This window comes from Dankookia sp. GCM10030260 (genome assembly GCF_042666655.1).
Lineage (GTDB): Bacteria > Pseudomonadota > Alphaproteobacteria > Acetobacterales > Acetobacteraceae > Paracraurococcus.
In genome coordinates this window covers 669,165-694,753 of record NZ_JBHTDE010000003.1, presented here as the reverse complement: position 1 = coordinate 694,753, position 25,589 = coordinate 669,165, and the positions used below count along the sequence as shown (strand labels likewise).

The following is a 25,589-nucleotide window of genomic DNA, read 5'->3' as shown; positions in this document are numbered from 1 at the left end:
TCTTATCTGACCACCAACCGCCCCATCGCCAGGCACCCCAGCGCCGGCCCCACCGCCAGCACCGCGAAGGCCGCCCCCCACCCGACCCTGTCTGCCACCACCGGCAGCAGATGGATCGCCGGCAGGGTCAGCGCGAAGCCCAGGCTGGTCTGCACCGTCAGCATCGTCCCCGCGAGCCCCGGCGGCGCCGCCTCCGCCACGCTCGCCGAGAACTGCGCCGAATCGGCGACCACCGCCGCCCCCCAGACCAGGCACAGCAGAACCGTCACCCACGGGCTCGCGCCGAAGGCCGCCCCCGCCAGCAGGCAGCAGCCGCCGCTGATCGCCATGGCCCAGATCGTCAGCCGCGCCTTGCCGATGCGGTCGGCGATCCGCCCGCCGGCGACGCACCCCACGGCGCCGGCCGCCATCACCGCGAAGGTCGCCAGCGCCGGGCTGCCCGTGGTGCCGGCCGCGGCGAAGCTCGCCGCCAGGTAGGCGCCGATCCAGGCCCACATGGCATAGAGCTCCCACATGTGCCCCAGGTACCCCAGCGTCGCCAGCCGCGTCCCCCGCGTGCGGAACAGCATCAGGGCGAGACCCGGCCGGAAGGGCGGCGCCGGCGCATGCGCCGGGCCCAGCCGCGTCGCCAGGATCAGCCCCGCCGCCAGCACCGCCGCGGCCGAGGCCGTGCCGACCGTCACCCGCCAATCCACGCCGCCGAAGGCATTCACCAGGTGCGGCGCGGCCGAGCCGAGCGTCAGCCCGCCCACCAGCATCCCCACCACCAGCCCGGCATCGGCCTTGGTCGCCCAGCCGGTCGCCAGCTTCATCCCGACCGGGTAGATGCAGGCCAGCGCCAGGCCGGTCGCGCCGCGCAGCAGGATGACGCCGGCGCTGCCCACCGGCAGCGCCAGGACCAGCGCATTCGCCGCCGCCCCCAGCAGCGACGCCGCAGCGATCAGCCGGCGCGGGTCGAGCCGGTCGGGCAGCGCGAGCGCGGCGCTGGCCAGCGTCCCCAGCACGAAGCCCAGCTGCACCCCGCCGGTCAGCCAGGCGAGGAAGCCGGGGGGCAGCGGCGCCTCCCGCGCCATGGCCGGGCCGGCGGCGGTGCCGGAGAACCACAGCGCCAGGGCCAGCACCTGCGCCAGCACGATGAGGGCAAGATTCGCCCGCTTGCCCGGTCCTGTCGTCAAAGGCTGATCCTCGTCAGGCGGCGTCCGCACCCGGCGCGCGGCAGGTGCCAGACGCAGAAGAAGGACGGGTGGGGCTTCGGGGAGGGAATACGTTTTCCTCCCCGACCTTGCCTAATCCACCGTGGCGCCGGAAGCCGCCACCACCGGCGCCCAGCGCGCCACCTCCGCCCGCATGAAGGCGTTGTACTCGGCGGTGCCCAAGGGCCAGGGCTCGGCGCCGATCTCGGCCAGCCGGGCGACGATGCCGGGGTCGGCCACCGCGTCCAGCAGCACGCCCGCCAGCTTCGCCACCACCGGCGCCGGCGTCGCGGCAGGCGCGGCGAAGCCGTACCAGGAGGCCACGTCGAAGCCCGTCACCCCCTGCTCCGCCAGGGTCGGCAGTCCCGGCATCGCCTTGGCCCGCCGCGCCGTGCTGACGCCGATCGCCCGCAGCGCGCCGGATTGCACATGCGGGCGGGAGGTCGGGGCGTTGTCGATGTTGAACAGCACCTCCCCGTTCAGCACCGCCAGCATCGAGGGCGCGGTGCCGCGATAGGGTACGTGCGTCACCTCCACGCCCATGATCCGGCCGAACAATATGCCCGAGAGGTGCGACGAGGTCCCCGACCCGGCCGAGCTGAAATTCGCCTGGCCCGGATTGGCGCGGATATACGCCACCAGGTCGGCGACGCTGTGGACGGCCAACTCGCTGCGGACGATCAGCACGTTCGGCATGGCGCAGACCCGGCAGACGCCCGGCATGTCGCGCAGCGGGTCGAACCCGCCGCGGTTGCGGTAGAGCGAAGGCCCGATCCCGTGTGAGGCGATGTGGTTCACGGTGAAGCTGTGCGCGTCGTTGGCGCGCATCGCCGCCTCGGCGGCGATCAGCCCGCCGCCGCCCGGCCGCGGTTCCACGTACAGCGGCTGGCCCAGGCGTTCCCGCAGCCGGCTCTCGAAGATGCGGACCAGGATGTCGGACACGCCGCCGACCTGGGCGCTGACGATGAAGCGCAGCGGCTTGTCCGGCCAGGCCTGCTGCGCCCGCGCCGGGGTGGCCAGCGCGGGAAGCGCCAGCAGCGCCCGCCGGCTAGTCAACCGAGGCGCCCGAGGCACGCACGATCGGCGCCCATTTCGCCACCTCGTCGCGCATGAAGGCGTTGAACGCATCCGGGCCGAGCGGCTTGGGCTCGGCGCCGAAGTCGCGGTAGCGCTGCGCCAGGCCGGGGTCGCCCAGGGCCGCCACCAGCTCCGCGCCCAGGCGCTCGACGATGGGGCGCGGCGTCGCCGCGGGCGCGACGATGCCGTACCAGGAGGCGACGTCGAAATCCTTGACGCCCTGTTCCTCGAGGCTCGGCAGTTCGGGCATGGTGGAGGCGCGCTCCGCGGTGCTGACGGCGAGTGCCCGCAGCATCCCGGCCAGCACCTGCTGGCGCGACGCCGGGGCGTTGTCGATGGCAAACAGCACCTCCCCGTTCAGCACCGCGGCCATGCTGGGCGCGGTGCCGCGATAGGGCACATGCGTGGTCTCGACGCCGATCCGCAGCCCGAACAGCACGCCCGAGAGGTGGGAGGAGGTGCCGGTGCCGGCCGAGGAGAAGGTCGCCTTCTCCGGATTGGCGCGGATGAAGGCGACGAGGTCGGCGACCGTCCGGTGCGGGCTGTCGCCCTTGACGATCAGCACGTTGGGCATCGAGGCGATGCGCGCCACGCCCGGCAGGTCCTTCAGCGGGTCGAAGGCGAGCCGCTTGTAGAGGCTCGGCCCGATGCCGTGCGAGGCGATATGGTTGATGTAGAAATTGTACCCATCGCCGGGCGAGCGCGCCACGGTCTCCGCCCCCACCATGCCGCCGGCGCCGGGCCGCGGGTCCAGCACCAGGGGCTGGCCGAGCTTCTCCCGCAGCCGGTTCTCCAGGATGCGGACCAGGATGTCGGAGACGCCGCCGGCCGAGCCGCCGATGACGAAGCGGATCGGCTTGTCCGGCCAGGTGCCTTGGGCACGGGCGATGATCGGGGCTGCGAGCATGGCGGCGCCCAGCACCGCGCGTCTCCGGATCTGCATCACGTCTCCTTCCCGGGGCCGGCGTCTCTGCGCCGGTCGGCGGATGCTAGCACCAGCGGCGCCGAGGGCCAGCGTTGACGCAGGGGGGGACGGGGCGGAAGCTTCGCGGCAAAGGGATCAAGGGGAAACATCCATGCGACAGATGCACCTGGTCGGCTTCCTGCAGGCGCAGAACTGCACCACCCTGGCGTCGTCCTGGCGCCACCCGGACAGCCGCACCGATTTCCTCTCGGCCGACTACTTCCAGGAGATCGCGCGGATCCTCGAGGCCGGGAAATTCGACCTCGGCTTCTTCGACGATCGGCTGTCGATGCCGGACCGCTTCGGCGCCGACCATGTCCACACCATCGAGCACGGCATCCGCTGCGTGAAGCTCGACCCGATCGTCACGCTGACCATGATGGGCGCGGTGACCTCCCGGCTCGGCCTCGGCTCCACCGCCTCGACCACCTATTTCGAGCCCTACCACGTCGCCCGCGTCTTCCAGACGCTGGATCTGATGAGCGAGGGCCGCGCCGCCTGGAATGTGGTGACCTCGCTCAACGACGGCGAGGCCGCCAACATGGGTCATTCCGAGATGATGGCGCATGACGCGCGCTATGACCGCGCCGACGAATTCGTCGAGGTCGTGCTCGGCCACTGGGATGCCTGGGAGGACGACGCGCTGATCGTCGACAAGTCCACCGGCCGTTTCGGCGACGGAAACAAGGTCCACCGGCTCGACTACAAGGGGAAGTTCCTGCACTCCCGCGGCCCCTTCACCGTGCCGCGCAGCCGGCAAGGCCGGCCGGTGATGATCCAGGCCGGCAGCAGCGGCCGCGGCAAGCGATTCTCCGCCCGCTGGGCCGAACTGGTCTTCGTCGCCTACCACGACGTCGCCTCCGGCAAGGTCGAGTACGACGAGTTCAAGCGGATGATCGCAGCCGAGGGGCGCGACCCGGATGCGGTGAAGGTGGCGACGCTGGCCTACCCGATCTGCGCCGCGACGCAGACGGAGGCGGAGGACAAGGCGGCGCTGATCGCCAGCCTGCCGCTCGAGATCGACGCGCTGTCGCTGCTGTCGGAGGCGCTGAATTTCGACTTCGCCACCAAGGGGATGGACGAGCCCTTCACCGATGCCGAGATGGCCGGCATCCAGGGCCTGCAGGCGATCCGCGACCGGGTGGTGAAGAACACCGGCAAGCGGAACCCGACGGTGCGCGACTTCATGGTCGGCAGCGGCCGCGGCAAGCCGCCGATGAACATGGTCGGCGGGCCGAAGCAGGTCGCCGACAAGCTGGAGGAATGGTTCGCGGGCGGCGCCTGCGACGGCTTCGTCATCGGCGCCTGCGTCATCCCCGGCAGCTATGCCGATTTCGTCCGGCACGTGGTGCCGGAACTGCAGCGGCGCGGCCTGTTCCGGAAGGAGTATGCCGGCCGCACGCTGCGCGACCATCTCGGCCTGGCACGCGCGACGCGCGGGGATTGGCAGCCGCGTATGGCCGCGGAGTAGAGGCGGGGCGAAACACACTTCACGTTCGCGGCGGCTTTCCGCCTTCCGCCTGTCCTCCGGCCCGGCTTTCCCGCAGGGAAGGGCGGTTATCGGAAGGGACCAGCCATGATCGACGCCGTGAAGCTGCTCGGGTCGCTGCTCCAGCAGGGGGGCGCGCCGGCGGCGCAGGACCGCCTGCACAACGCCGTGCAGCGCGGCACCGGCGGGCCGCTCGACCAGGCCGGCGGCGGGCTGGCCGGGATGCTGAGCGGGCTGTTCAACCAGGGCGGCGCCGGCGGGCGTGGCTTCGGCGAGATGTTCGGCTCGGTGACGGAGATGGCCAAGCGCGCCGCCCAGGCCCCGGTCGAGGAAACCCGGGCCAACAACCCGGCGGCGCTCGGCGGGCTGGGCGCCATCGCCGGCGCGCTGCTCGGCGGCGGGCGCGGCGCGGTCGGCGGCGGGATGCTCGCGTTGCTGGGCAGCTTGGCCTATGCGGCCCTGCAGCAGCAGCAGGGCGCCGCGCCGCCGCCGCCGGCCGAGCCCGATGCCGGCCGGCTGCAGCAGAAGGCCATGCTGCTGCTGCGGGCGATGATCCAGGCGGCCAAGGCGGATGGCCATATCGACGGCGAGGAGATGCAGCGCATCACCGGCCGCCTGACCGAGGCGGGCGAGACCGACGAGGCGCGGCGGATGGTGCTGCAGGAGATGAGCCGGCCGGTCGATGTCGCCGGCCTGGCGGCGGAAGCCCGCGATCCGCAGGAGGCGGCGGAGATCTACGCGGCGTCGCTGCTGGCGATCACCGTCGACAGCCAGGCGGAGCGCGACTACCTGGCGCGGCTGGCCGCGGCGCTGAAGCTGCCGGCCGAGGCGGTGGCGCATATCCGGCAGAAGCTGGCGGGGTGAGCCTCCCGGCCTGCCCCTGAAGGCCGGCGGCGCCGCCCGATCCGGCAGCCAGGCCGCACCGGCCGCGGCGCTCAGCTTGCTGCCGGCGGCTGCCCGCACATCGTCGTCCAGAAGGCCTCGGCCGCATCGGACTGCCGCCGCCGCGGGCGGAACAGCCGGATCTCCACCTCGACCACCCAGCGGCCTGGGCCGGCCTCGACCAGCCGGCCCGCCGCGAGATCGTCCGCCGCCATGGTGCGCGGCAACCACGCGATGCCCTGGCCCTGGCGCGCCATGGTCTGCAGCGCGGCCGCGAGCGGCGAGGTGAAGACCGGATCGAGCGACATGGCCTCGCCGCCCGCGCGCCAATTTGCCTCCAGGATGCGGCCGAGCCCCGAAGCCCCGCTATAGGCCAGCAGCCGCACCGGTGCCGCCGGCGTGCCTGGCAGCGCCCAGCGGGCCGCGCCCGCGGCGTCGGGGGCGGAGACCGGCACCAGCCGGTCGGTGCCGACCACCCGGCTGGCGAAGGCCTCGGGCGGCAGGCCCACCGGCACCTCCGGGCGGAGGTGGCAGAGCAGGAAATCGGCGTCGCCCGCGCGCAGGATCCGCTCGCAGGCCGCCATGGTGTCGGATACCAAGTTCAGCGTGCCGAGCGTCTCCAGCGGGGCGAAGGCGCGGATCCAGCCGGGGAAGAAGGTGAAGGACAGCGCGTGGGTCGCGGCGATGGTCAGCGCGGCGCCCTGGCGCCCGGCCGCCTTCAGCGCGGCCCGCCGCATCTGGTGCAGGTCGCGCACCAGGCCCGCTGCCTGCTCGCGCAGGACCTCGCCGGCGGCGTTCAGCACCAGGCCCTGCGGCGCGCGGATGGCCAGCGGCGTGCCGACCCAGTCCTCCAGCGCCCGGATGCGGCGGCTGAAGGCGGGCTGGGTGACATGCCGTGCCTCCGCCGCCCGGGAGAAATTCCGGTGCTCGGCGAGCGCCAGGAAATCCTCCAGCCAGTTCAGCTCCATGGTCGATGCCGATCCTGCATGGCGAAGGTGACTCTTGGCATTGGATTCCCGCCGGATGGCGACCGTATCTGGCGGACAGGCCGCGGGAAAGCGGCCCTGGAGACGCCAGCGGGGTCGATCGAACCCACGCCACAGCACGAAGGGTATGCCGAATGCGCATCGTCGACATCCGCGAGGTCACCAAGCCGATCGCCTCGCCCATCCGCAATGCCTACATCGACTTCAGCAAGATGACGACGAGCCTGGTGGCCGTGGTCACCGACGTGGTGCGCGACGGCAGGCCCGTCATCGGCTACGGCTTCAACTCCAACGGCCGCTACGGCCAGGGCGGGCTGATCCGCGAGCGCTTCCGCGACCGCGTGCTCGAAGCCGACCCGAAGACCCTGCTCGACGACGCGCGCGACAACATCGACCCGGCCAAGGTCTGGGCGGCGATGATGACCAACGAGAAGCCCGGCGGGCACGGCGAGCGCTCGGTCGCCGTCGGCACGGTCGACATGGCGGTCTGGGACGCGGTGGCGAAGATCGAGGGCAAGCCGCTGTTCCGCCTGCTGGCCGAGCGCCACGGGCGCGCGGCCAACCCCCGCGTCTTCGTCTATGCCGCCGGCGGCTACTACTACCCCGGCAAGGGCAACGACGCGCTGCGGGCCGAGATGCGGAGCTACCTCGACCGCGGCTACACCGTGGTGAAGATGAAGATCGGCGGCGCCTCGATCGCCGAGGACGCCGCCCGGATCGAGGCGGTGCTGGCCGAGATCGGCAGCCGGGCGCGGCTCGCGGTGGACGCCAACGGCCGCTTCGACCTCGAGACCGGCATCGCCTACGCGAAGATGCTGCACACCTTTCCGCTGTTCTGGTACGAGGAGGTGGGCGACCCGCTGGACTACGCCCTGCAGGCCGCGCTGTCCGAATTCTACCCCGGCCCGATGGCGACCGGCGAGAACCTCTTCTCCCACCAGGACGCGCGCAACCTGCTGCGCTACGGCGGCATGCGGCCGGACCGGGACTGGCTGCAGTTCGACTGCGCGCTGTCCTACGGGCTGGTCGAGTACCTGCGCACGCTGGAGGTGCTGCGCCAGTTCGGCTGGTCGCCGTCGCGCTGCATCCCGCATGGCGGGCACCAGATGTCGCTGATGATCGCGGCCGGGCTCGGGCTCGGCGGCAACGAGAGCTATCCCGACCTGTTCCAGCCCTATGGCGGCTTCCCCGACGGCGTGCGGGTGGAGGACGGGCACGTGGTGATGCCCGAGCTGCCGGGCATCGGCTTCGAGGGCAAGGCCGACCTGAGCAAGGTGATGCGCGAATTGTCGGCCTAGCGCGGTCGGAGCGGATCGCGGGCGGGCGTGGACACTTCAAGCTGCGCTGAAAACAAGGCGCTTCAGCGGAGCCGCCTTCGTTCATGAACGCAATCCGCTGGAGCCGGCCCGGCCGCGGCCGGCAATCGCGCGTCGCCTCGGCAGCCCGTCGGCAGGAGGTCCAGCGCCCGGGTGATCTCGTCCGCCCGGGCGCGCGGCTTGCCCGGCCGCTTGCGCGGCGCCGCCGCCAGCAGCGGCGTCAGCAGGACGAGGTCCTGGCCCTCCACCACCAGCATTTGCGTCAGGTCGCGGAGTTCCGGCAGGGCGGCGGCCGGGACGGCGAGCGGCACGACGCCCCGCATCGGCAACCGGTCCAGCTGGTCCGGCTGGACATTGAGCAGGCAGGTCGCCGACGCCCCGCCCGGGTAGTCGTCGCAGTGCGGCATCGGACCATGCGGTATCCGGCGAGCGGCGTGCCGTTGTCCTGCCGGTTCCAGGCCTCGATCGCCGCGCGGCTCTCCTCTGCCCGGCGTCGCGCCGTCTCCGCCCCGATCGCGGTGCGCCCCGCCTGGTCGGCGATCGCGCCGGCGTCCAGGCCGAGGCGTTCGGCTTCCGCCGCCAGCGGCAGCTGCGTCTCGGCCAGCCCGGGCATCCGGTGGACGTGGTTCGCCGTCACCGCGCCCGCGGCGGCATGGGCGATCGCCCCGAGGCTGGCCCGGTCGGGCCGCCGCGTCACGCCGGCGTGGCCAGGTCCTTCGCCAGTTCCGGCAGCCCGCCGATCGATAGCAGGTGGGCATAGATCGGCTCCAGCCAGCCCTTGTCGCGCAGCTCGATGAACTGCTCGGCCGGCAGCGCGGCCAGCGCCGGGCGATCCACCGCGAAGAACCCGTCCACCCGCAGCGGCTTGCCATGGTGCGGGAACTGCACCACCGCCGGCTTCAGCAGGCCGAGCTGGTTCAGCCTTTCGGTGATGCCGCGGGTGCGCAGCATCCCTTCCTCGACCGACCGGGTGAAGGCCAGCGCCCGGTCGAGCTGCGGCGTCGCCTTGCCTTCGGCGTCGAACAGCGGCGCGCCCTCGGTCTCGCTGACCTGCGGCGCGTGGCTGTCGATGCACAGCACGAGCTGGTCGGAGGCCGGCGCGCTGCGCACCAGGAAGAAGGGCACCCGCCGGAGATAGGCCGGGACATAGGCCCCCGGCTTCCAGCCGCCGCCTTCGGTCACGTACAGGTTGCTGCCGGACGCCAGTCCGCAGAGCGCCACCGGCAGATGCGGCGCCTGGGCGCCGAAGACGATCGGCAGGGTACGCGCGGCGACGGCGAATTCCTCGGCCACCAGCGGGATGGCGCTGGCCTGCGCGGCGAAGCCGAAGCCGGCGTCGCGGACGCGCAGCTTCGCGTGGCGCTCCGGCGTCAGCGGGTCGAGCGAACGATAGAGCGGCGGCAGCACGGGGCCGGGGGCGGCAGCGCCATTGGCGACGGGCGTCTTCTCGGGCATGTGGGCTGGCTCCTTCCCGGCGCCCTTACGTTTGGCTGGCCAGGGGTGCAAGGCGCCGGCCGGGAGGCAGTCAGCGCAGGACCAGCAGGATCACCTGGACGACGGCCGAGACAGTTAACAGGATCAGGACGATCCGCCCCAGCCGGTGCGGAGGAGGCATCGCCGTGCCGCCTTCAGCCGCGGCGTGGGCGGGTCTGGCGGCTCACGATCGCGCGCAGCAGGGATTTGATCGCCATCGTCTCGGCCTCCGGATGGCGGGCCAGTATCTCCGCCTCATGCAGCTTGGCCGCCTGGACCAGATCCGCTGCCATCACTTCGCCGCGTGTCGTCAAGGCCACGCGGACCACCCTGCGGTCCCGCGTATCCTGGGTTCTCTTCACCAGGCCGTCGCGTACCATGCGGTCCAGCAGCTTGGTCATGGTCGGCTGCTGCAGCAGGCAGGTCTCCGCCAGGCCGGTCACGGTCTCCCCCGTGCTGCCCACCAGGCTGGCCAGGACCCGCCAGACCGGCACGCTGATGCCGCGACGACGCAACTGCTCATGGAACTCGGCCGAAATCAGGTGGGAGGCACGGGCAAGCAGGTAGAGCAGGTAATCGTCGACGAAACGGTTGGCAGGCGGGGCGGGGCTCGGCTGAGACATTTCGTTGTCGATCCGACTACGTTGCGATCTGCGACATAATAGGCCTGTCCCGACATAAATGCTTTCAAAATAGTCCGCGTAAGCGATGAATGCGTTTTCATGGAAATGCCGCCGATGCTAGGCTTTGAGGGAGGGACGACCGCATGCTGACCGACCGTATCGAGGCACCCTGGATCGAGGCCTTCGAGGCCGTGCTGCGGCTCTGCGGCGCCGCCCCAGGGCTGCCCGTCTGTCTCCTGGCGGAGACCCAGTCCCGTGCGGTGAACCTCGATCTCGCGGAATTGGCCGCGCTGCGGCTGAATTGCCGGCCGTTCCGCCTGGTGCTGCCGACCCCGCCGCCGACTGCCCCGGTGCCGGTCCGCTCGACCGGCGCCTCGCGCGCCCTGCAGGGCCATCCGGCGGCGCTCGCCGCGCTGCACGCGACGCCCCTCATCCTCGACCTCACCGTGGAGGGCCTGCTGCACGCGCCCGAATTGGCGGGCATCTTGGCGGCCGGCAGCCGGGTGCTGATGGTCTCGAACGAACACCCGGAAGCCCTCGCGCGGTTGGTCCCCCGGCTGGAGGACGCGGCCCCGGTGAAGGCCGCGGTGAAGCTGGCCCGGGCGGCGAAACGGATGACCGTCGTCTCGGTTGCCGGGACCGATCTCACGGTTTCGCTCGAGGGTGCGGTGACCGCCGGGGTCTGGGGCTGGACCGACCGGCCGGGCACCGTCGCACACTGGCCCGGCGGGGTGGTCGTTGCCTTCCCGCGGGCCGGCAGCGTGGACGGCACCCTGGTGCTGGATGCGGGCGACGCGAACCTCACTTTCAAACGCTATCTGGAACGTTCTGTCCGGCTGACCTTGCGGGACGACCATATCGTTGCGATCGACGGCGATGGGACGGATGCCGAATTGATGCGCCGCTACCTCGCCGCCTGGGGCGACCGGGCGGCCTATGCGGTCTCCCATGTCGGCTGGGGGATGAATCCCCGGGCGCGCTACGAGGCCCTGGCGATGTACGACCGCCGCGACACCAACGGCACCGAGCTCCGCGCCTTCGCCGGCAATTTCCTGTTCTCGACCGGCGCCAACGAATTCGCCGGCCGTTTCACCGAGGGGCATTTCGACATCCCCGTCCGCAACTGCACCATCGCGCTCGACGGCCGGCCGGTGGTGATCGAAGGAAGCCTGGTGCCATGACCCCCATCCTCCTGCTCCACGGCATCGGTGGCGCCAGCTGGGCGCCGGTGCTGCCGGCCCTCGCCCCCGCCCCGGTGATCGACTGGCCGCTGCCCGGCTTCGCCGGCACGCCCATGCCGGCCGAGACCAGCTTCGCCGCCTGGGCCGATCTCCTGCGCCTGCACCTCGACGCCGAGGGCCTGTCGCGCGTCGACCTGGTCGGCCATTCGATCGGCGGCATGCTGGCGCTGGATTTCGCGCTGCGCTTCCCCGGCCGGGTCCGCGGCCTGGTGCTCTATGCCACCACCCCGGCCTTCGGCGGCCGCGATCCCGCCTTCGCCAAGGCCTTCCTGGCCGAGCGCCTGGCGCCGCTGGAGACCGGGCAGAACATGCCGGCGCTGGCCGAGTCCAGCATCCGCCCCATGCTCCGACCCGGCACCCCCGCCGCCCTGGTGGACCTGGCGGTGGCCGCCATGGCATCGGCGCCCGAGGCCGCCTACCGCGCCGCCGTCCGCTGCCTGACCACCTTCAACCGGCGCGACGACCTCGGCCGCCTCGCCGCCCCCACTTTGCTGGTCGCCGGCGAGGCCGATGCGCTGGCGCCGCCGCGGACCATGGAGCGCATGCGGGACGCCATCCCCGGCGCCCGGCTGGCGGTGCTGCCCGGCTGCGGGCACCTCGCACACCTGGAGGACACCACGGGCTTCAACGCCGCGGTCGCCGGCTTCCTCCGCGGCCTGCCGGAAGGCTGAGCATGGACGCCCCGATCTTCGACCCGGACGCCTTCCGGCTGACCGCGCAGGAAGCCGCGCTCTCCGCCGAGGCCCGGGCGTTCGGCCAGGCGGTGCTGGCCCCCCGCGCCCCCCGCTGGGACCGGGAGGCGAGCTTCCCGACCGACAACTACCGCGACATGCATGGCAACGGGCTGCTCGGCATCTGCATCCCCGCCGACGAGGGCGGGCGCGGCGCCGATTTCCGCGCCTATTGCCTGACCGCGGCCGAGATGGGGCGCTACTGCGGCGCGACGGCGCTGACCTGGAACATGCATGTCTGCTCCACGCTCTGGACCGGCGCGCTGACCGAGGACCTGGAGATGCCGGCCGAGACCCGCGCCGAGCATCGCCGCCGCCGCCGGCGCCACTACGACCGCATCCTGCGGGACGGCGCGATCTATGCGCAGCCCTTCTCCGAGGGCGGCGCGGCGGCCGCCGGCGGCGTGCCCTTCGGCACCACGGCGCGGCGCGTGCCCGGCGGCTACCTGGTCAGCGGCCGGAAGATCTTCGCCAGCCTCGCCGGCCATGCCGACCACTACGGCGTGCTCTGCACCGAGGTGAAGGACGACGCCGAACGGCTGTCGCGCCGCGACACGCTGTACCTCGCGGTGCCGCGCGAGGCGGCCGGCGTCACGGTGGAGGGCGAGTGGGATCCGCTCGGCATGCGCGGCACCGTCTCCCGCAACCTGGTCTTCCGCGACGTCTTCGTCGAGGAGGACGCGGCGCTGATGCCGGCCGGCCTCTACTTCCAGGCGGCGACGCGCTGGCCGCACATGTTCATGACCCTGTCGCCCGCCTATATGGGCATCGCCCAGGCGGCCTACGACTTCACCGTGCGATACCTGCGCGGCGAATGGCCCGGCACCCCGCCGGTGAAGCGCCGGATGTACCCGACCAAGCAGGTCGCGGTGGCCGAGATGCGGGTGATGCTGGAACAGACCAAGGCGCTCTGGTTCCAGGCCATCACCGATGCCCGGCCCGATCCCTCGAAGGAACAATTGCTGCGCGCCTGGGCGGCGCAGCACACGGTGATGGAGAATGCCGCGGCGCTGGCCGCGAAGGCGGTCCGCACCTGCGGCGGCCAGTCCATGCTGAAATCCCTGCCGCTGGAACGGCTGTATCGCGACGCCCGCTGCGGCGCGCTGATGCTGCCCTGGACCGCGGAGCTCTGCATCGACCGCATCGGGCGCGAGGCGCTGTACGAGAAGGGCGAGACGGATGAATGAGGGAAGCGAAGGCTGGGGGAGAAAGTATTCTCCCCCAGACCCCCTCATCTATTCCTGGGAGTCGGGACCCGACGCGCGGCAGGCGCCAACCCGCAGAAAGGAAGGGTGGGGCCTGGGGAGGGAACACTCTTCCCTCCCCAAGCTTGCATCCCTGCCCTGATGCATCGCTGGATCGAGGCCCACCCGCCAGCCGCCGTCGCACTCTCCGGCCCGGGCGGCACCCTCACCTACGCCGCGCTGCACGACCGCATCCTCGCCGCCGCCGCGATGCTCGCCGCGCGCGGCCTCGGCCACGGCGACCGGCTCGGCTTCCTCGGCCAGAACCACCCGGCGCAGCTCGTGCTGCTCTTCGCCTGCGCCCGGCTCGGCGCCATCCTGGTGCCGCTCAACTGGCGCCTGGCCGCACCCGAATTGCGCTTCATCCTCGAGGACAGCGGCGCCCGCCTGCTCGCCGCGACGCGGGAGATGGCGGCCGCAGCGGGGGCCGCCGCCCCGCCCGGCTGCGCCCTGCTGGATGCCGAGGCCGATCCCGTCCCCGCCACCGCCCCGCCCGCGGCCGGCTCGCCGGGTGACCCGGTCCTGCTGGTCTATACCTCCGGCACCACCGGAAGGCCCAAGGGCGCGGTGCTCGACCAGCGTGCCCTCTGCTGCAACGCGCTGAACGCCCGGCATGCCTTCGCGCTCACCGCCGCCGACCGGGTGCTGACCATGCTGCCGATGTTCCATGTCGGCGGGCTGAACATCCAGACCACCCCGGCCCTGCTGGCGGGCGCCGAGGTGGTGCTGCTGCCGCGCTTCGATGCCGCCGCCACCTTCGCCGCCATCGCCACCCACCGGCCCACAGTGACCCTGCTGGTCCCGGCGGTGATGCAGGCGCTCGTCGCGCATCCCGGCTGGGAGGCGGCCGACCTCTCCTCCCTCCGCGCCGTCGGCGCCGGGTCGTCCGAGGTGCCGCTGGACCTGATCCGGGCCTTCCACGCCCGCGGCATCCCGGTGCAGCAGGTCTATGGCGCGACCGAGACCGGCCCCATCGCCATCGTCCAGACCAGGGCGGAGGCGCTGGCCGCACCCGGCAGTCTCGGCCGGGCGGCGCTGCACGCCGAGGCGCGCCTAGTGGATGCCGCGGGGCACGAGGTGCCGCCCGGCACCCCCGGCGAGATCCAGCTGCGCGGCCCGCATGTCGCGCGCGGCTACTGGAACGCCCCGGCCGAGACCGCCGCGGCCTTCCGCGACGGCTGGTTCGCCTCCGGCGACGTCGGCCGGCAGGACGCGGCCGGGCGGTTCTGGTTCACCGACCGGCTGAAGCACCTGATCATCTCGGGCGGCGAGAACATCTACCCGGCCGAGGTGGAACGCATCCTCCGCACCGCGCCCGGCGTGCTGGAAGGCGCGGTCTGCGGCCGGCCCGACCCGCGCTGGGGGGAGGTGCCGGTGGCCGTGGTGGTCCCCGGGCCGGGCTTCGAGGCGGCGGCGGTGCTGCGGCACTTCGAGGGGCAGATCGCCCGCTTCAAGCAGCCACGCGCGGTGGTGGCGGTGGCGGCGCTGCCGCGGACCGCGCTGGGGAAGGTACGGCTGGAGGCGCTGCGGGCCTTGGCCGCCGGCTAGGCCAGGTGGTTTGCCCCCCGGCCCCCCATTATCGGCCGAAAGGCCGCTGGACACCTCCGGGCCGGCATGAGCGGCGGGCGACAAATCCTCTAGACGCCCAGGCATGGTGGACCTGACCCAATTCCTTCTCTACCTCGCCGCGGCCTTGCTGCTCGCGGTCACGCCCGGACCGGGGCTCTTTTATGTCGCGGCGCGGACCCTGGCCGGCGGCCGGGCGGAAGGCGTCGCCTCCAGCCTCGGCACCGGCCTGGGCGGGCTGGTCCATGTCCTGGCCGGCAGCCTGGGCGTCTCCGCCCTCGTGCTCGCCAGCGCGGACCTGTTCACCGCCCTGAAGCTGGCCGGCGCCGCCTACCTGGTCTGGCTCGGCCTTCGCACCGTCCGGGACGCATCGGCGGTCCTCGACGGTGGCCCCGCCGCACCCGCGGTCGGGCTGCGGCGGGCCTTCCGCGAAGGCGTGCTGGTCGAGGCGCTGAACCCCAAGACGGCCGCCTTCTTCCTCGCCTTCGTCCCGCAATTCCTCGACCCCGCCGCGGGCCATGTCGCGCTGCAATTCGTCCTGCTCGGCGCCGTCTCGGTGGTGCTGAACACCCTTGCCGACATCGCGGTGGCCTTCGCGGCGAGCGGCATGCGGGACGGCGCCGCGACGCGCCCCAATCTGATCCGCCGCCTGCGGCAGGCCTCGGGCGGCGCGATGGTCGCGCTGGGCATCGGCCTCGCCCTGGCGAAGCGCCCGGCCGGTTGACGGCCGGGAGGATTCTCCTTGCACCCGCACCACGTGCGCATTATAGGATTATAGTCAAACCGCATCCTGCGGCTTGACCGTCGCGGCCGCCGCCGAGGCCGCCGCCGCCTGCTTCCGGCGGCGTGCCGCGACCAGGTCCATCGCCAGCACCAGCACCTCCGCGGTGATGCCCTCGGGCCGCAGCGAGCGTTCTGCGGATTCCACCGAATCCATCAGGATCGGCGTCAGCACCAGCGATGCGCGGTCGATCCGCGCCTCCATCTGCCGCGGCTTGCCCAGCCGCGCGCGCAGCGATTTGGGGATCGTCACCTGCCATTGCGGGGATACGCGGATGATCATGCTTCGGCTCCGCCGGCCGGGATGGCCGCCGGAGAATTTAAGTATTTTTTCCTGCAAAAAGTCAAGCCGTTTCGGCTGCAAGCTGCGTCTTGTGCCGCTTTCGTGCCGGGGGCCTCGGCGCCGCCTCAAGGACGTTGAAGCCGATTGGGCGGGAATGTGAGGTTCAACCTCTTCAAATCCCACGGCAAGAGAAAGCCGGGGAAGCAAAAGTATTCCGCACCCGAGTATGCAGATTTTCCTGGCCTTCGTTCCTCGTGGGCTCGGTGCTGCCGCACGGCACGTGCCAACCCACGAAAATAAGTGAGGGACCTCGGGGGAGAATACCTTCTCCCCCGGCCTTCCTTTTACTTCATTCCGGCGACCCGTTGCTCAACGCCTGGGTGGAATTCCGGCATCGTCGCATGCCCCGGCGCCGTGACCCCCTGCCCGCGCAGCAGCACCCCGGCGCAGCGCGCCAGGATCGCCAGGTCGCCGCGCAGGCGCGGCGCCGCGCCGGCATAGCGCGCATCCAGCGCGAGGCGCCGCTGCCACGGCACCGCGTTGCGCCCCGCCGCCTGCGCCAGGCCACAGAGCCCCGGCCGCACCCGCAGCCGCACCGCCTGCGCCGGGGTGAAGCGCGCGGCGTAGTCCGGCAGCAGCGGCCGCGGCCCGACCAGGCTCATCTCGCCGCGGAGGACGTTGACCAGTTGCGGCAGTTCGTCGATCGCACTGGCCCGCAGCCAGCGCCCGAAGCGGCCGAGCCGCGCCGCGTCCGGCCCCGGCCCCGCGGCCAGGCTGCGCAGCTTCAGCAGGGTGAAGGCCACGCCGTCCCGCCCCGCCCGCCGCTGCCGGAACAGCACCGGCCGCCCGAGCGCCAGCAGCACGCCGAGCGCCGCCAGCCCCAGCAGCGGCGCACCGGCCAGCAGCAGGAACGCCGCACCGATGATGTCGAAGACCCGCTTGCCCCAGCGTTCATACATTGCGTTGCCCGCCCGCCTGCGGCAGGACGCGCGACCGCGCCTCCACCGCCAGCGACAGCAGCAGGCCGAGCCCGAACCAGACCATCCGGTTGCCGAGATCGGTCGAGACCATCGCCGTCAGCCCCAGGGGCAGGGTCAGCGCGGCGATCCGCGCCGCCCGCCCGGGCGCCACGCGCGGCGCCTGGCGGATCGCCAGCGCCACCCCGCCGCCGAAGGCCGCCAGCCACAGCGCCAGGCCGGGCAGCCCGGCTTCCGCCAGCGCCTCGAGCGCATGGTTGTGCGGGTGCAGCGCGCGGCCGTCGCCGCTGCCCGCGGCCAGGGTGAAGCCGCCGGTTCCCAGCCCCCAGGGCGCCGCCTCGCCCGCCCAGCGCAACGCCTCCCCCCACAGGATCAGGCGGGCCGGGGTGGCGCTGGCCGGGTCGCCGAGCAGCCGTTCCAGGGTCCGCAGCCCGAGATCAATCCCCGGCAGGGCGACCAGCGCCGCCAGCCCGCCCAGCCCCGCCGCACCGACCAGCGCCACCCAGCCGAGCGCCGCGCCGCGCCGGCCGGACAACCAGAGCAGCGCCGCCGGCGCCCCGGCGACGCCCAGGCCCAGGCCAAGCAGCGCCGCCCGCCCACCCGGCAGCAGCACCGCAGCCCCCAGCGCCAGGGTCGCCACGGCCCAGCCCAGCCGGCGCCAGCCACGGCGCTCGACCACCCGCAGCGCCGCGAGGCCCGCGGCGCAGGCGATGGCAAGGCCGGCCAGCTGGTACTGCACCCGCAGCTTCGCCGGGTCCTGCCCGACCGCGCCGCCGAGCACGACGTTGCCGCTCGCCAGCCCCCAGGCGGTTGCCGCGCCGACCAGCAGGCCGATCGCGACAACCGTGGCGGACAGCCGCCGCAGGCTCGGCGCGTCGGCGCCGACCAGCAGCCCGGCCAGCAGCATCTCCGGCGCCAGCAGCATCAATTGCGGCAACTTCTCCGCCCCGACGAGGCGGGAGGCGGTCCAGCCGCCGGCCAGCACCAGCCAGGCCAGCAGCAAGGCCGCGGCCAGCAGCGGCCCGGCGACCACCGGCGCGATCGCCCAGTCCCGCACCAGCAGCAGCAGGCCGAGCGAGGGCAGGAGCAGCAGCGCGGCCAGCACGGTGAGGTCGATGGGCAGGACGGCGACGCCCGGCAAGGACTTCAGCGCGCCGGCGAATTGCAGCGAAGCGGCCAGCAGCCCGGTGCCGGCCGCGAGCAGCGCGGCATCCGGCCGCCCCGCCGGGATCGCGCCCCGCCGCCCGGCCGCGCCGGTCACTCCGCCGCCCCCAGCGGCGGCAGCGCAAGGCCATGCGGCAGCGGGGCCGGCCGAGCCATGGCCGCGGCGCGGACCAGCACCAGGGCCATGGTCGCCGCCAGGACCACGAGCGGCGCGGCGAACGCCAGCAGCAGCAGCAGCAGCAACGGCCGGTTCGGCAGGGAGGGCCGCTGCTCGACCATCGGCGCCGAGACCAGCCGGGCGGCCACCGCCTCGTCCGCCGCGACCACCAGCGCGCCGCGCTGCTGCTGGCCAAGCAGGTCATAGAGCGCGTTGCGCAGGTAGACGTCGCGCTCGACCGCCAGCCGGGCCTCGATCGCCGCGATCCGCCGCCGGGCGAGGTCGCCGAGGTCGGCCCGCACCTTGGCCTCGGCCAATGCATGCAGCCGCCGCAGCGCATCCAGCGCCGCGGCGCGGTCGGCATGCGCCAGGGTCAGCGTGACGGTGACGGTGGCGATGTTCTGGGTGGCGGCGAAGTTCCGGTCGAGCCAGTCCTGCGCATCGTCGAGGTCGGCTTCCATGCGCAGGCCGAGTTGCCGGCGCAGCCAGCCGAGGGGCGGCGCGGCGCGGCGTTCGGCCAGATGCGCCAGCAGCCCGGTGTCGCGCGCCAGCATCGCCGCGGCCTCCGGCGAGCGCAGCGCGTCCAGGTAGACGGCGAAGTTGCCCGTGGGACGGTCATCCAGCAGCCCGGCCCCGAACAGCGGCACGGGGGAGAGCAGGGTGGAGGTGGCGATGCTGGTGGTCTCGGCCGGCGCGACCACCGCCTGGGCGACATGCCGCCGCGGCATCTGGAACAGGATGCCGGCCAGGGCGGCATAGACCAGCAGCGTCGCCAGGGCGACGCGCCAGCGCCGGGTCCAGAGTGCCTGCAGCAGCAGGTCGAGCGGCATGGGCCCCCCTGTGGATCTTGCGATTCCGATCTGTACACAACCGGTGCGTATTCAATCCAGGGTTGAGGTTGGCAGCGCGATCACAGTTGTGAGATTCGTGACGGGCGGCTGGACTCGCACAACCAGCACGGGCAGCGGCCGGACCTCGCCATAGGCGGGGCTCTCCCAGCCCTGCTCCAGGGTGCAGGCGAAGGGCGCATCGGCGCTGACGCGCAGCGTCGCGGCCGGGCCCGCCGCGCCATCCGGCAGGGCGTGCCAGGAACCCGGGGCAAGGCGCCAGCGCAGCACGGCTTGGCGGAAGGGGCCGGCGATGCGGTCCTCGACCACCCAGGTCCGGTCCTTGGCGCGGATGCGGCGCGCCTGCCGCCGGCCGCGCCAATCCAGCAGCCAGGCGCCATCCGGCAGCGCGCCCATCGCTGGCCAGCGGGAGAAGAGGAAGCGGCCGACCCGCGGCATCTGGTCCTCACCGTCGAAGGCGATGCAATTGTGGGCGGCGGTGCCGCTGAAATGGGGGTGCCACCAGGCGGCGTCCGGCGCCGGGTTGTAGGCGCCGCTGCCGCCGTCCCGCAGCAGGGCGAGCGGCCCGTCCCAAAGCTCCATGTGCAGCAGGTCGGCCTGGCCGGGGCGGAAGCGCAGCGGGCCGGTGCGCAGGAGGCCGCGGGCACCGGCGACGTGCCAGCCGCGCAGTCCGTCGCCGGCCCAGGCGGCGGGCGGCGCCGGCAGCGCCGGGCCGGCGGGCAGGCCGAGCCAGGCGCAGCCCGGCTCCGTGGCGACGCCCGCGGAGGCGCCGCAGAACAGCCGGGCGGCGCGTTCCAGGCTCGGCCGTGCGTCGTCCGGCCCGGCCAGCGCCAGGTCGGCGAAGGCCGAGCCGTCCTGGTGGCCGAGCCGCGGCAGGGCGCCGGTCGCGGGCTCCACCAGCCGGTGCAGCCAGCCTGTCGCTGCCGCGGCGCGGTCGATGGCGACCAATGACGGCCCGCCCAGCCGGCGGCGCAGCCACTCGGTCACCGCCAGCACGTCGAGCAGCAGCCGGTGGTAGCCGGTCGAGACCTGGGCGAAGGACCCGTCGGGGGCCACCAGCCGGCCCAGCGCCGCCTCAAGCCGTACGGCGCCTTGCGACGTCCAGCGCCCGTCGCCCAGCAGCAGCCCGCAGGCCAGCAGCCCGGCGGCCTCGGAGACGGTGTGGTTGTTGTCCTGCGCCAGCGCATAGGCCGGGGTCGCGGCGATCCGCCTGCCGTGCAGCGCCAGCAGGGCGCGGGCGCCGGAGGGCGGCGCATGATCGGCCCCCAGCAGGGCCAGGGCCAGGCCGAGATGCAGGGCACGCAGCGCCGCCTCCTGCCCGCGGGCCCAGTTCGGGCCGCGGAAGGCGGGGTTGCGCGCCGTCCAGTCGGCCAGCAGCGCCTCGGCCCGTGCGAGGTGGCCGGCCACAGGGTCGAGCCGCGCCGCCTGGGCCAGCAGCGGCAGCTCGGCCCAGCGGTTGCGCTCCCAGACCGGGCGGACGTCGCCGGGGGCAAAGAGGTCGAGGTCGAGCGCCCATGCCCCCGCCGCGAACGGCCCGTGCCAGTCGGGCGGCGCCACCGCCGCGGCGCAGGCCAGCACGGCGGCCCGGTGCGGGGCCGGTACCGCGGGCGCCGCCGGCCCCCCCGCCGGCAGGAAGGGTCCCGGCGGCCGCGCCGCGCCGCGCAGCCGGAGTCGGGCCATCCACCGCCCCGGCCCATGATGCCAGAGCACCAGCAGCACCGGCCGCATCCCCAGGCGCAGCGCAACGTCTATTCGCCTAGGGATACTAAACATTCGAATCATTGCACGCGCAGGGTGAGATTCGGCTAGTTTCGTTGCAAGCAATACTTGCCGCTCCGCCACCCCGCGAGAGGACCGTCCCCCTTGCCCCGCCGCGCCGGCCTTTCCGTGACGCATCGCACGCTGGCGGCGCTGCTGGCGGTGCTGCTCGCCCTGCCGGTGAGGGCACAGACCGGGGCCTACCTCTCGCCGCCGGCGCTGCCCTCGACCCTGCCGGGCGGCCTGCCGCTGCCGAGCCTGCCGCAGGGTGCGCAGCAGGACATCCTGCAGCGCATCCTCGATGCCGGCGCCGGCCGCCCGGTGCCGGCGCCGGCCCCGGCCTATGCGCCCCCGCCGCCGCCGGCCGCCGCGCCGGCGCCGCTGCCGGCGGAGCCGGCCTCCCCGGCCGAGGCCTTCTTCGCCGCCCGCGGCGCAACGCCCGCCTGCCAGCCGGCGCCCTGCACCCCCGCCCCGTTGCGGCAGTTCGGCTATGACAGCCTGCGCGGCCAGCCCGCCGGCCAGCCCGCCGGGATCGGCTTCGGCGCCCTGCCGGACGACTACCTGCTGGGCCGCGACGACGAGGTGGTGCTGGCCTTCCGCGGCCGCAGCCGGCAGACGCTGAGCCTGCGGATCGGCCGGGACGGGATGCTGCTGGTCCCCGACCTGGCCCCGGTCCCGGCCGCCGGGCGGACCCTGCGGGAGCTGCGGGCCGACCTGGAAGCGCGGGCGGCGCGGGAGCTGGGCGGGTCGGAGGTCTTCGTATCGATCGGCCAGGTGCGGCAGATCGCGGTCTTCGTCGGCGGGGAGGTGGCGCGGCCCGGGCTGCAGCCGCTGACCTCGATGGCCTCGGTGCTGGATGCGCTGGTCGCCGCCGGCGGGGTGCGGCGGACCGGCTCGCTCCGCGCCATCCGGGTCGAGGGCGGCGGCGCGCGGCGGACCATCGACCTCTACCCCGTCATCGCCGGGGAGGGCACGGCGCCCGACCTGCGGCTGCGCGAGGGCGAGCGCATCCTGGTCCCGCCGCTGGGCGGCGCGGTGGCGATCGGCGGCGAGGTGACGCGGCCGGGCATCTACGAGCTGCCGGCCGGCGCCGCCCAGGCGCCGCTCGCCGCGCTGCTCCGCCTGGCCGGCGACCCGCTGCGGCCGGGCGGCAACCGCTTCCTGCTGCACGGGACGGATGGCGAGGGCCGCCGCGCCTTGCGCGAGATCGGCCCGCGCGACGTGCTGCGCCGCGGCGACGCGCTGCGGGTGGAGCCGGGCTCCGACGTCATGGCACAGGACCTGCGGCTGGCCGGCCATGTGGTGACGCCGGTGCTGCGCGCCGCCGGCGGCCGGGCACGGACCCTGCGCGGGCTGCTGGCCGACCCGCGGTTGGTGCGGGCGGACCCCTATCCGCGGCTCGGCCTGGTCTGGCGGACCGATGCGCGGACCCGGACGAGGCAATTCCTGCCCTTCGACCTCGGGCGGGTGCTGCAGGGGCAGGCCGACCTGCCGCTGGCGGAGGGCGACGAGGTCGTCCTGCTCGGCCTGCCGGACGTGCTCTTCCTGGCCAGCCCGGGCGTGCAGCAGGCGCTGCGCGGCGATGCGCCGGACCCCGTCGCGGCGCCGGTGGTGGCGCAGGCCTTCGCTGCGGCGGCCGGGATGCCGGGTGCGCCGCCGGCCGCGGCGCCGGCCCCGCCCGGCGCGCCCGCGGCCGATTGCCCGGCGCTGACCCAGCTGACCGTGGCCGCCCAGGCCTCCCGCCAGCGCTTCGCCCATGCCCGCGCCGCGGGCTTCCCGGATTACGGCCGGCTGCCCTGCCCGCAGCTCTTCCTCGACTACCCGACCCTGTTGCCCTTCCTGCTCGACCAGAGCGTGCTGCTGACCGGGGAGGTGCGGCTGCCCGGCCTCTATCCCGTCCTGAACGACACCGGGCTGGATTCGGTGCTGGCCGCCGCCGGCGGGGCGACGGACACCGCCGACCTCTCCGGTCTTATGTAGCAAGCACACCAAAATCACTGATATGCATTAAAATCGTTGGCTAACGCTGATTCGGACAAACGCATAACGCGCCAACAAACTGCACAGGCTGCTCCTACGTCAGATTTCTTCGCCGTCCCACAGCAAACCATCGGACGCTTCCGATGCCATCGGGACCACCCGAACAACGCCACGAAACTGCAACAACTCGCGAAATTGGAACAATGCGTGAATGCTCGCCGCTGTTGTTGTGCAGAAACCCCGGTGTTATTCAGTAAGCCATGGAGTGGTCGGCGACGTTCACGTCAGGGCGGATTGGGCAAGAGCGAGACACGCTGACGCGTGCTCGTGACGAACTGGAGCGCGAGCTTGAAAGGCAGATTGAGGCCGTTCGGGCCTTGTACGCCGAAAAGATCAACGCGCTGGACGCCGAACTGGCTGATTTGGATCGCTTCGAACGCGTTGCTGTGCGGCTCGCTAGTTCAAGTCACCCAGCGAGCAACGAAGACAATAAACCGCCATCTCATCCAAGTTCATCCCAGTCTTTCCCACAGCGATCCTTGCTGAGTGAGCCAGAACTGCCTTCGCAAAAAACGATGGTGCTGGAAGCAGTCGCCGCAAACCCTGCGGGACTTCCTCGACCAGAGATTGTGTCTTACATCAAAACCAAATTCGGTTTCGATATTTCGCCTGGCAATGTCACCACTAGCCTTTATCGCCTCAAAACTGAGGACGGGCTGGTTCGGAACGCTGGGCGTCTTTGGTTTCCGATCTCCCACCACGACCAAAAGTCGGAAGCGGAGCATCTTTCTTCCGCAGAGAAAGGAGAGGCCACAAATGCAGAGTGGGGTGTCAATCACCCGCGACGAAACAGGTAAACTGGCTCGGGAATGCCGGCGGTTGTGGCGACCGCAGACATCCCGACCCAGCAAGAGAACCGAAGCTTGGCTAACCAGCTTGCAGCCCACGCCCTCCATAGGCATGCGCAGAATCGCACGCCAATTCGTGGTCAGCAAGCTGGATTTTTGTCCTTATCAGGAGAAATCCGCGTGCCTGCATATCAGAAAGTCAACGCGCCGATTTGGCGAACCCCACGGCGCCGAGCGGTCTCCCTTTACCAGGGCGCCTACGTCTATGGCCCGCAGCGCAGGAAGCGCACAACGTTCCGGGAAGCCTGCCATGTGCTTTGGGCTTGCGGGATCATGGGTTGGACGCAGGCCCAAGCGGCTGACGAAATCGGCCTCCACCCAAGCACGGTAAATGTGATCCTACGCGGAAAGCTGTTTCCTGTGGCCTATCCGATCCCGCTGTTGCCGCCGGTGCGCCGATGGCACGCGAACGACAACCAGGCCGACTTCGGCTTCTAGTCGGTTGACCTGCTGGCGTCGCCTCGTGTGATGCCAGCCGGTTTGCCCGCGTCGTCATAGGTCAGCGTAACCCCGCCGCTCTCCAACGCCTCACGCATGGCTGCGAGGTTGTTGGCGATGGGCTTGCGCTTGCCCTTCTCGAAATCCCGAACGGTGCTGAGGGACACCTTGGCCCGCTCGGCCAACGCTTCCTGCGTCCAATCCAGCCACCCACGGGCGGCTCGACACTGTTCGGGCGAAATTGTCGGATCGCTCATGGATTCACGCTAACGGGATCAACGCCAAAAGGCAAGGTCATCGCAAATGGTGGACGCCAGCGGAATGCGCGGATATAAACGACATCAACGAATATCGTTGAGGCGTCGCCCGGTGGCTCAGCATTTTCTCCTTTCTGCCCCCGCCCGCACGTTGAGCCTGACCGGCATCATGCGGATGAGCGACGATCAAGCGCATGGGGCATTCGTTGCGATCCGGTTTGCCGACAACGGCGGCGAGGCGTTCTGCCCGCGTTGCGGCTGCACCGCGGTCTACTCTTACACGGCTCGGCGCATCTGGAAGTGCAAGGCGTGCAGCCACCAGTTCAGCGTCACCAGCGGGACCATCTTCGCCAGCCGGAAGCTGCCGATCCGCGACTACCTGGCCGCTATCGCTATCTTCGTGAACGCGGTGAAGGGCATCTCTGCCCTCCAACTCGGTCGGGACCTCGACGTCCAGTACAAGACGGCGTTCGTCCTGGCCCACAAGCTCCGTGAGGCAATCAGCGCCGAACACATCAAGGGCGACCTGTCCGGGGTCGTTGAGGTCGATGGGGCCTATGTCGGCGGCCACGTCCGGCAGGAGAACGAGGCCAAGGACCGGAAGGACCGGCGGAAGGTCGAGAACCAGTCAGGCAAGCGCCAGTCGGTCGTGGTGGTACGCGAGCGTGGCGGCAAGACCTTCCCGTTCGTCGTGCCGCGCGAGGCCGATGCCGTCCCGATGATCCGCGCTGTCGTGCAGCCTGGCACGACCGTTCATGCGGACGAAGCGGCCGGCTGGGACTTGCTGCACGCCTATTACGACACGAAACGGATCAACCACTCGGTGGCGTTCAGCCTCGATGGCGCATGCACCAATCAGGCGGAGAGCTATTTTTCCCGGTTGCGTCGCGCCGAGTGGGGCCAGCATCATCGGATTAGCGGGAAGTACCTCTCCGCCTATGCGGTCGAGATGGCATGGCGCGAGGACACACGGCGACGTCCGAATGGAGCGCTGCATGGGTTGGTGACGGCTGCGGCGCTTAGGCATCCCGTGTCACGGATGTGGGCGGGGTACTGGCAACGGGACTGACCTCATCATCAGGCAGCAGGTGCGGCACGCGGCGCCTGTCGAGGAGTCGAAGCCAGCATTCTAGTTTTGCGAGTTTGTCACAAACCGAGAACTCGGATAAGCACCATCCCCCACCCGCATCTCCCCCTACTGAGAAACCCATGACGCGACGATTGGCGTCGGTGTTGCCGACAAACTATCGGCTG

General features: G+C 72.2%; 25 protein-coding genes. 12 read left to right on the top strand and 13 right to left on the bottom strand.

Going from position 1 to position 25,589, the window contains the following annotated elements; translation table 11 throughout:
• Nucleotides 1-2 precede the first annotated feature (2 nt).
• From ACFQS7_RS14805 to ACFQS7_RS14795, 3 genes are all read right to left on the bottom strand, one after another.
• Nucleotides 3-1,175, bottom strand: coding sequence for an MFS transporter (locus tag ACFQS7_RS14805; RefSeq protein ID WP_380067856.1), 1,173 nt, complete (start codon nt 1,173-1,175; stop codon nt 3-5).
• Nucleotides 1,176-1,286: 111 nt separating this feature from the next.
• Nucleotides 1,287-2,249: a Bug family tripartite tricarboxylate transporter substrate binding protein gene (locus ACFQS7_RS14800; protein WP_380067855.1), complete on the bottom strand. Its 963-nt coding sequence runs from the start codon at nt 2,247-2,249 to the stop codon at nt 1,287-1,289.
• Nucleotides 2,242-3,213 (bottom strand): Bug family tripartite tricarboxylate transporter substrate binding protein, encoded by a 972-nt coding sequence (locus ACFQS7_RS14795; protein WP_380067854.1) that lies wholly within the window; start codon nt 3,211-3,213, stop codon nt 2,242-2,244. The genes ACFQS7_RS14800 and ACFQS7_RS14795 overlap by 8 nt, the downstream gene beginning before the upstream one ends.
• A 133-nt stretch (nt 3,214-3,346) precedes the next feature.
• Between ACFQS7_RS14795 and ACFQS7_RS14790 the strand changes: the two genes are divergently transcribed.
• Complete coding sequence (locus ACFQS7_RS14790; RefSeq protein WP_380067853.1) at nt 3,347-4,705, top strand: LLM class flavin-dependent oxidoreductase; 1,359 nt, start codon at nt 3,347-3,349, stop codon at nt 4,703-4,705.
• A 105-nt stretch (nt 4,706-4,810) separates the two neighbouring features.
• Nucleotides 4,811-5,587, top strand: coding sequence for a DUF533 domain-containing protein (locus tag ACFQS7_RS14785; protein WP_380067852.1), 777 nt, complete (start codon nt 4,811-4,813; stop codon nt 5,585-5,587).
• A 71-nt stretch (nt 5,588-5,658) separates the two neighbouring features.
• On the opposite strand, the gene ACFQS7_RS14780 is transcribed toward ACFQS7_RS14785, so the two are convergent.
• Nucleotides 5,659-6,573: a LysR family transcriptional regulator gene (locus ACFQS7_RS14780; RefSeq protein WP_380067851.1), complete on the bottom strand. Its 915-nt coding sequence runs from the start codon at nt 6,571-6,573 to the stop codon at nt 5,659-5,661.
• A gap of 152 nt (nt 6,574-6,725) precedes the next feature.
• Here ACFQS7_RS14780 and ACFQS7_RS14775 point away from each other — a divergent pair, with 152 nt between their 5' ends.
• Nucleotides 6,726-7,889: a mandelate racemase/muconate lactonizing enzyme family protein gene (locus ACFQS7_RS14775; protein WP_380067850.1), complete on the top strand. Its 1,164-nt coding sequence runs from the start codon at nt 6,726-6,728 to the stop codon at nt 7,887-7,889.
• Between the two features lie 62 nt (nt 7,890-7,951).
• Here the strand turns inward: ACFQS7_RS14775 and ACFQS7_RS14770 are convergent, their stop codons facing one another.
• The 3 genes from ACFQS7_RS14770 to ACFQS7_RS14760 form a co-directional block, all read right to left on the bottom strand.
• The gene (locus ACFQS7_RS14770; protein ID WP_380067849.1) at nt 7,952-8,314 is read right to left on the bottom strand and encodes a CcdB family protein; all 363 of its coding nucleotides are present in this window, start codon (nt 8,312-8,314) and stop codon (nt 7,952-7,954) included.
• A 286-nt stretch (nt 8,315-8,600) separates the two neighbouring features.
• Nucleotides 8,601-9,362, bottom strand: coding sequence for a SapC family protein (locus ACFQS7_RS14765; RefSeq protein ID WP_380067848.1), 762 nt, complete (start codon nt 9,360-9,362; stop codon nt 8,601-8,603).
• A gap of 173 nt (nt 9,363-9,535) precedes the next feature.
• Nucleotides 9,536-10,003 carry a MarR family winged helix-turn-helix transcriptional regulator gene (locus ACFQS7_RS14760; RefSeq protein WP_380067847.1) on the bottom strand — a complete coding sequence of 156 codons (468 nt, stop codon included), beginning with the start codon at nt 10,001-10,003 and terminating at the stop codon, nt 9,536-9,538.
• A gap of 143 nt (nt 10,004-10,146) precedes the next feature.
• On the opposite strand from ACFQS7_RS14760, the gene ACFQS7_RS14755 reads away from it, so the two are divergent.
• The 5 genes from ACFQS7_RS14755 to ACFQS7_RS14735 all read left to right on the top strand — a co-directional run bounded on the left by ACFQS7_RS14755 (nt 10,147) and on the right by ACFQS7_RS14735 (nt 15,509).
• Nucleotides 10,147-11,184 carry a 2,5-dihydroxypyridine 5,6-dioxygenase gene (locus tag ACFQS7_RS14755; protein WP_380067846.1) on the top strand — a complete coding sequence of 346 codons (1,038 nt, stop codon included), beginning with the start codon at nt 10,147-10,149 and terminating at the stop codon, nt 11,182-11,184.
• Nucleotides 11,181-11,915 (top strand): alpha/beta fold hydrolase, encoded by a 735-nt coding sequence (locus ACFQS7_RS14750; protein ID WP_380067845.1) that lies wholly within the window; start codon nt 11,181-11,183, stop codon nt 11,913-11,915. The genes ACFQS7_RS14755 and ACFQS7_RS14750 overlap by 4 nt, the downstream gene beginning before the upstream one ends.
• Nucleotides 11,916-11,917: 2 nt before the next feature.
• Nucleotides 11,918-13,162 (top strand): acyl-CoA dehydrogenase family protein, encoded by a 1,245-nt coding sequence (locus ACFQS7_RS14745; RefSeq protein ID WP_380067844.1) that lies wholly within the window; start codon nt 11,918-11,920, stop codon nt 13,160-13,162.
• Nucleotides 13,163-13,321: 159 nt separating this feature from the next.
• Nucleotides 13,322-14,767, top strand: a complete 1,446-nt coding sequence (locus tag ACFQS7_RS14740) for an AMP-binding protein (protein WP_380067843.1) — start codon at nt 13,322-13,324, stop codon at nt 14,765-14,767.
• A gap of 103 nt (nt 14,768-14,870) precedes the next feature.
• On the top strand, nt 14,871-15,509 hold the full coding sequence (locus tag ACFQS7_RS14735; RefSeq protein WP_380067842.1) for a LysE family translocator: 639 nt from the start codon (nt 14,871-14,873) through the stop codon (nt 15,507-15,509).
• 54 nt (nt 15,510-15,563) lie between these two features.
• On the opposite strand, the gene ACFQS7_RS14730 is transcribed toward ACFQS7_RS14735, so the two are convergent.
• The 5 genes from ACFQS7_RS14730 to ACFQS7_RS14710 form a co-directional block, all read right to left on the bottom strand.
• Nucleotides 15,564-15,929, bottom strand: coding sequence for a hypothetical protein (locus ACFQS7_RS14730; RefSeq protein ID WP_380067841.1), 366 nt, complete (start codon nt 15,927-15,929; stop codon nt 15,564-15,566).
• Nucleotides 15,930-16,192: 263 nt separating this feature from the next.
• On the bottom strand, nt 16,193-16,807 hold the full coding sequence (locus ACFQS7_RS14725) for a sugar transferase (protein WP_380067840.1): 615 nt from the start codon (nt 16,805-16,807) through the stop codon (nt 16,193-16,195).
• Complete coding sequence (locus tag ACFQS7_RS14720) at nt 16,800-18,086, bottom strand: O-antigen ligase family protein (protein WP_380067839.1); 1,287 nt, start codon at nt 18,084-18,086, stop codon at nt 16,800-16,802. The genes ACFQS7_RS14725 and ACFQS7_RS14720 overlap by 8 nt, the downstream gene beginning before the upstream one ends.
• Nucleotides 18,083-18,976, bottom strand: a complete 894-nt coding sequence (locus tag ACFQS7_RS14715) for a hypothetical protein (RefSeq protein WP_380067838.1) — start codon at nt 18,974-18,976, stop codon at nt 18,083-18,085. Before ACFQS7_RS14715 ends, ACFQS7_RS14720 begins: the two co-directional genes overlap by 4 nt.
• A gap of 51 nt (nt 18,977-19,027) precedes the next feature.
• Complete coding sequence (locus ACFQS7_RS14710; protein ID WP_380067837.1) at nt 19,028-20,674, bottom strand: heparinase II/III family protein; 1,647 nt, start codon at nt 20,672-20,674, stop codon at nt 19,028-19,030.
• A 207-nt stretch (nt 20,675-20,881) separates the two neighbouring features.
• Between ACFQS7_RS14710 and ACFQS7_RS14705 the strand changes: the two genes are divergently transcribed.
• The 3 genes from ACFQS7_RS14705 (at nt 20,882) to ACFQS7_RS14695 (ending at nt 24,078) form a co-directional block, all read left to right on the top strand.
• On the top strand, nt 20,882-22,732 hold the full coding sequence (locus tag ACFQS7_RS14705) for a polysaccharide biosynthesis/export family protein (RefSeq protein WP_380067836.1): 1,851 nt from the start codon (nt 20,882-20,884) through the stop codon (nt 22,730-22,732).
• 260 nt (nt 22,733-22,992) lie between these two features.
• Nucleotides 22,993-23,589 (top strand): hypothetical protein, encoded by a 597-nt coding sequence (locus tag ACFQS7_RS14700; protein WP_380067835.1) that lies wholly within the window; start codon nt 22,993-22,995, stop codon nt 23,587-23,589.
• Nucleotides 23,590-23,601: 12 nt separating this feature from the next.
• Nucleotides 23,602-24,078: a hypothetical protein gene (locus ACFQS7_RS14695; protein ID WP_380067834.1), complete on the top strand. Its 477-nt coding sequence runs from the start codon at nt 23,602-23,604 to the stop codon at nt 24,076-24,078.
• Here ACFQS7_RS14695 and ACFQS7_RS14690 read toward each other — a convergent pair.
• Nucleotides 24,075-24,335: a helix-turn-helix domain-containing protein gene (locus tag ACFQS7_RS14690; protein WP_380067833.1), complete on the bottom strand. Its 261-nt coding sequence runs from the start codon at nt 24,333-24,335 to the stop codon at nt 24,075-24,077. The two genes, ACFQS7_RS14695 and ACFQS7_RS14690, sit on opposite strands and share 4 nt — an antisense overlap.
• A 112-nt stretch (nt 24,336-24,447) precedes the next feature.
• Between ACFQS7_RS14690 and ACFQS7_RS14685 the strand changes: the two genes are divergently transcribed.
• Nucleotides 24,448-25,404 (top strand): IS1595 family transposase, encoded by a 957-nt coding sequence (locus tag ACFQS7_RS14685; protein WP_380068023.1) that lies wholly within the window; start codon nt 24,448-24,450, stop codon nt 25,402-25,404.
• The last annotated feature ends 185 nt before the right edge of the window (nt 25,405-25,589 follow it).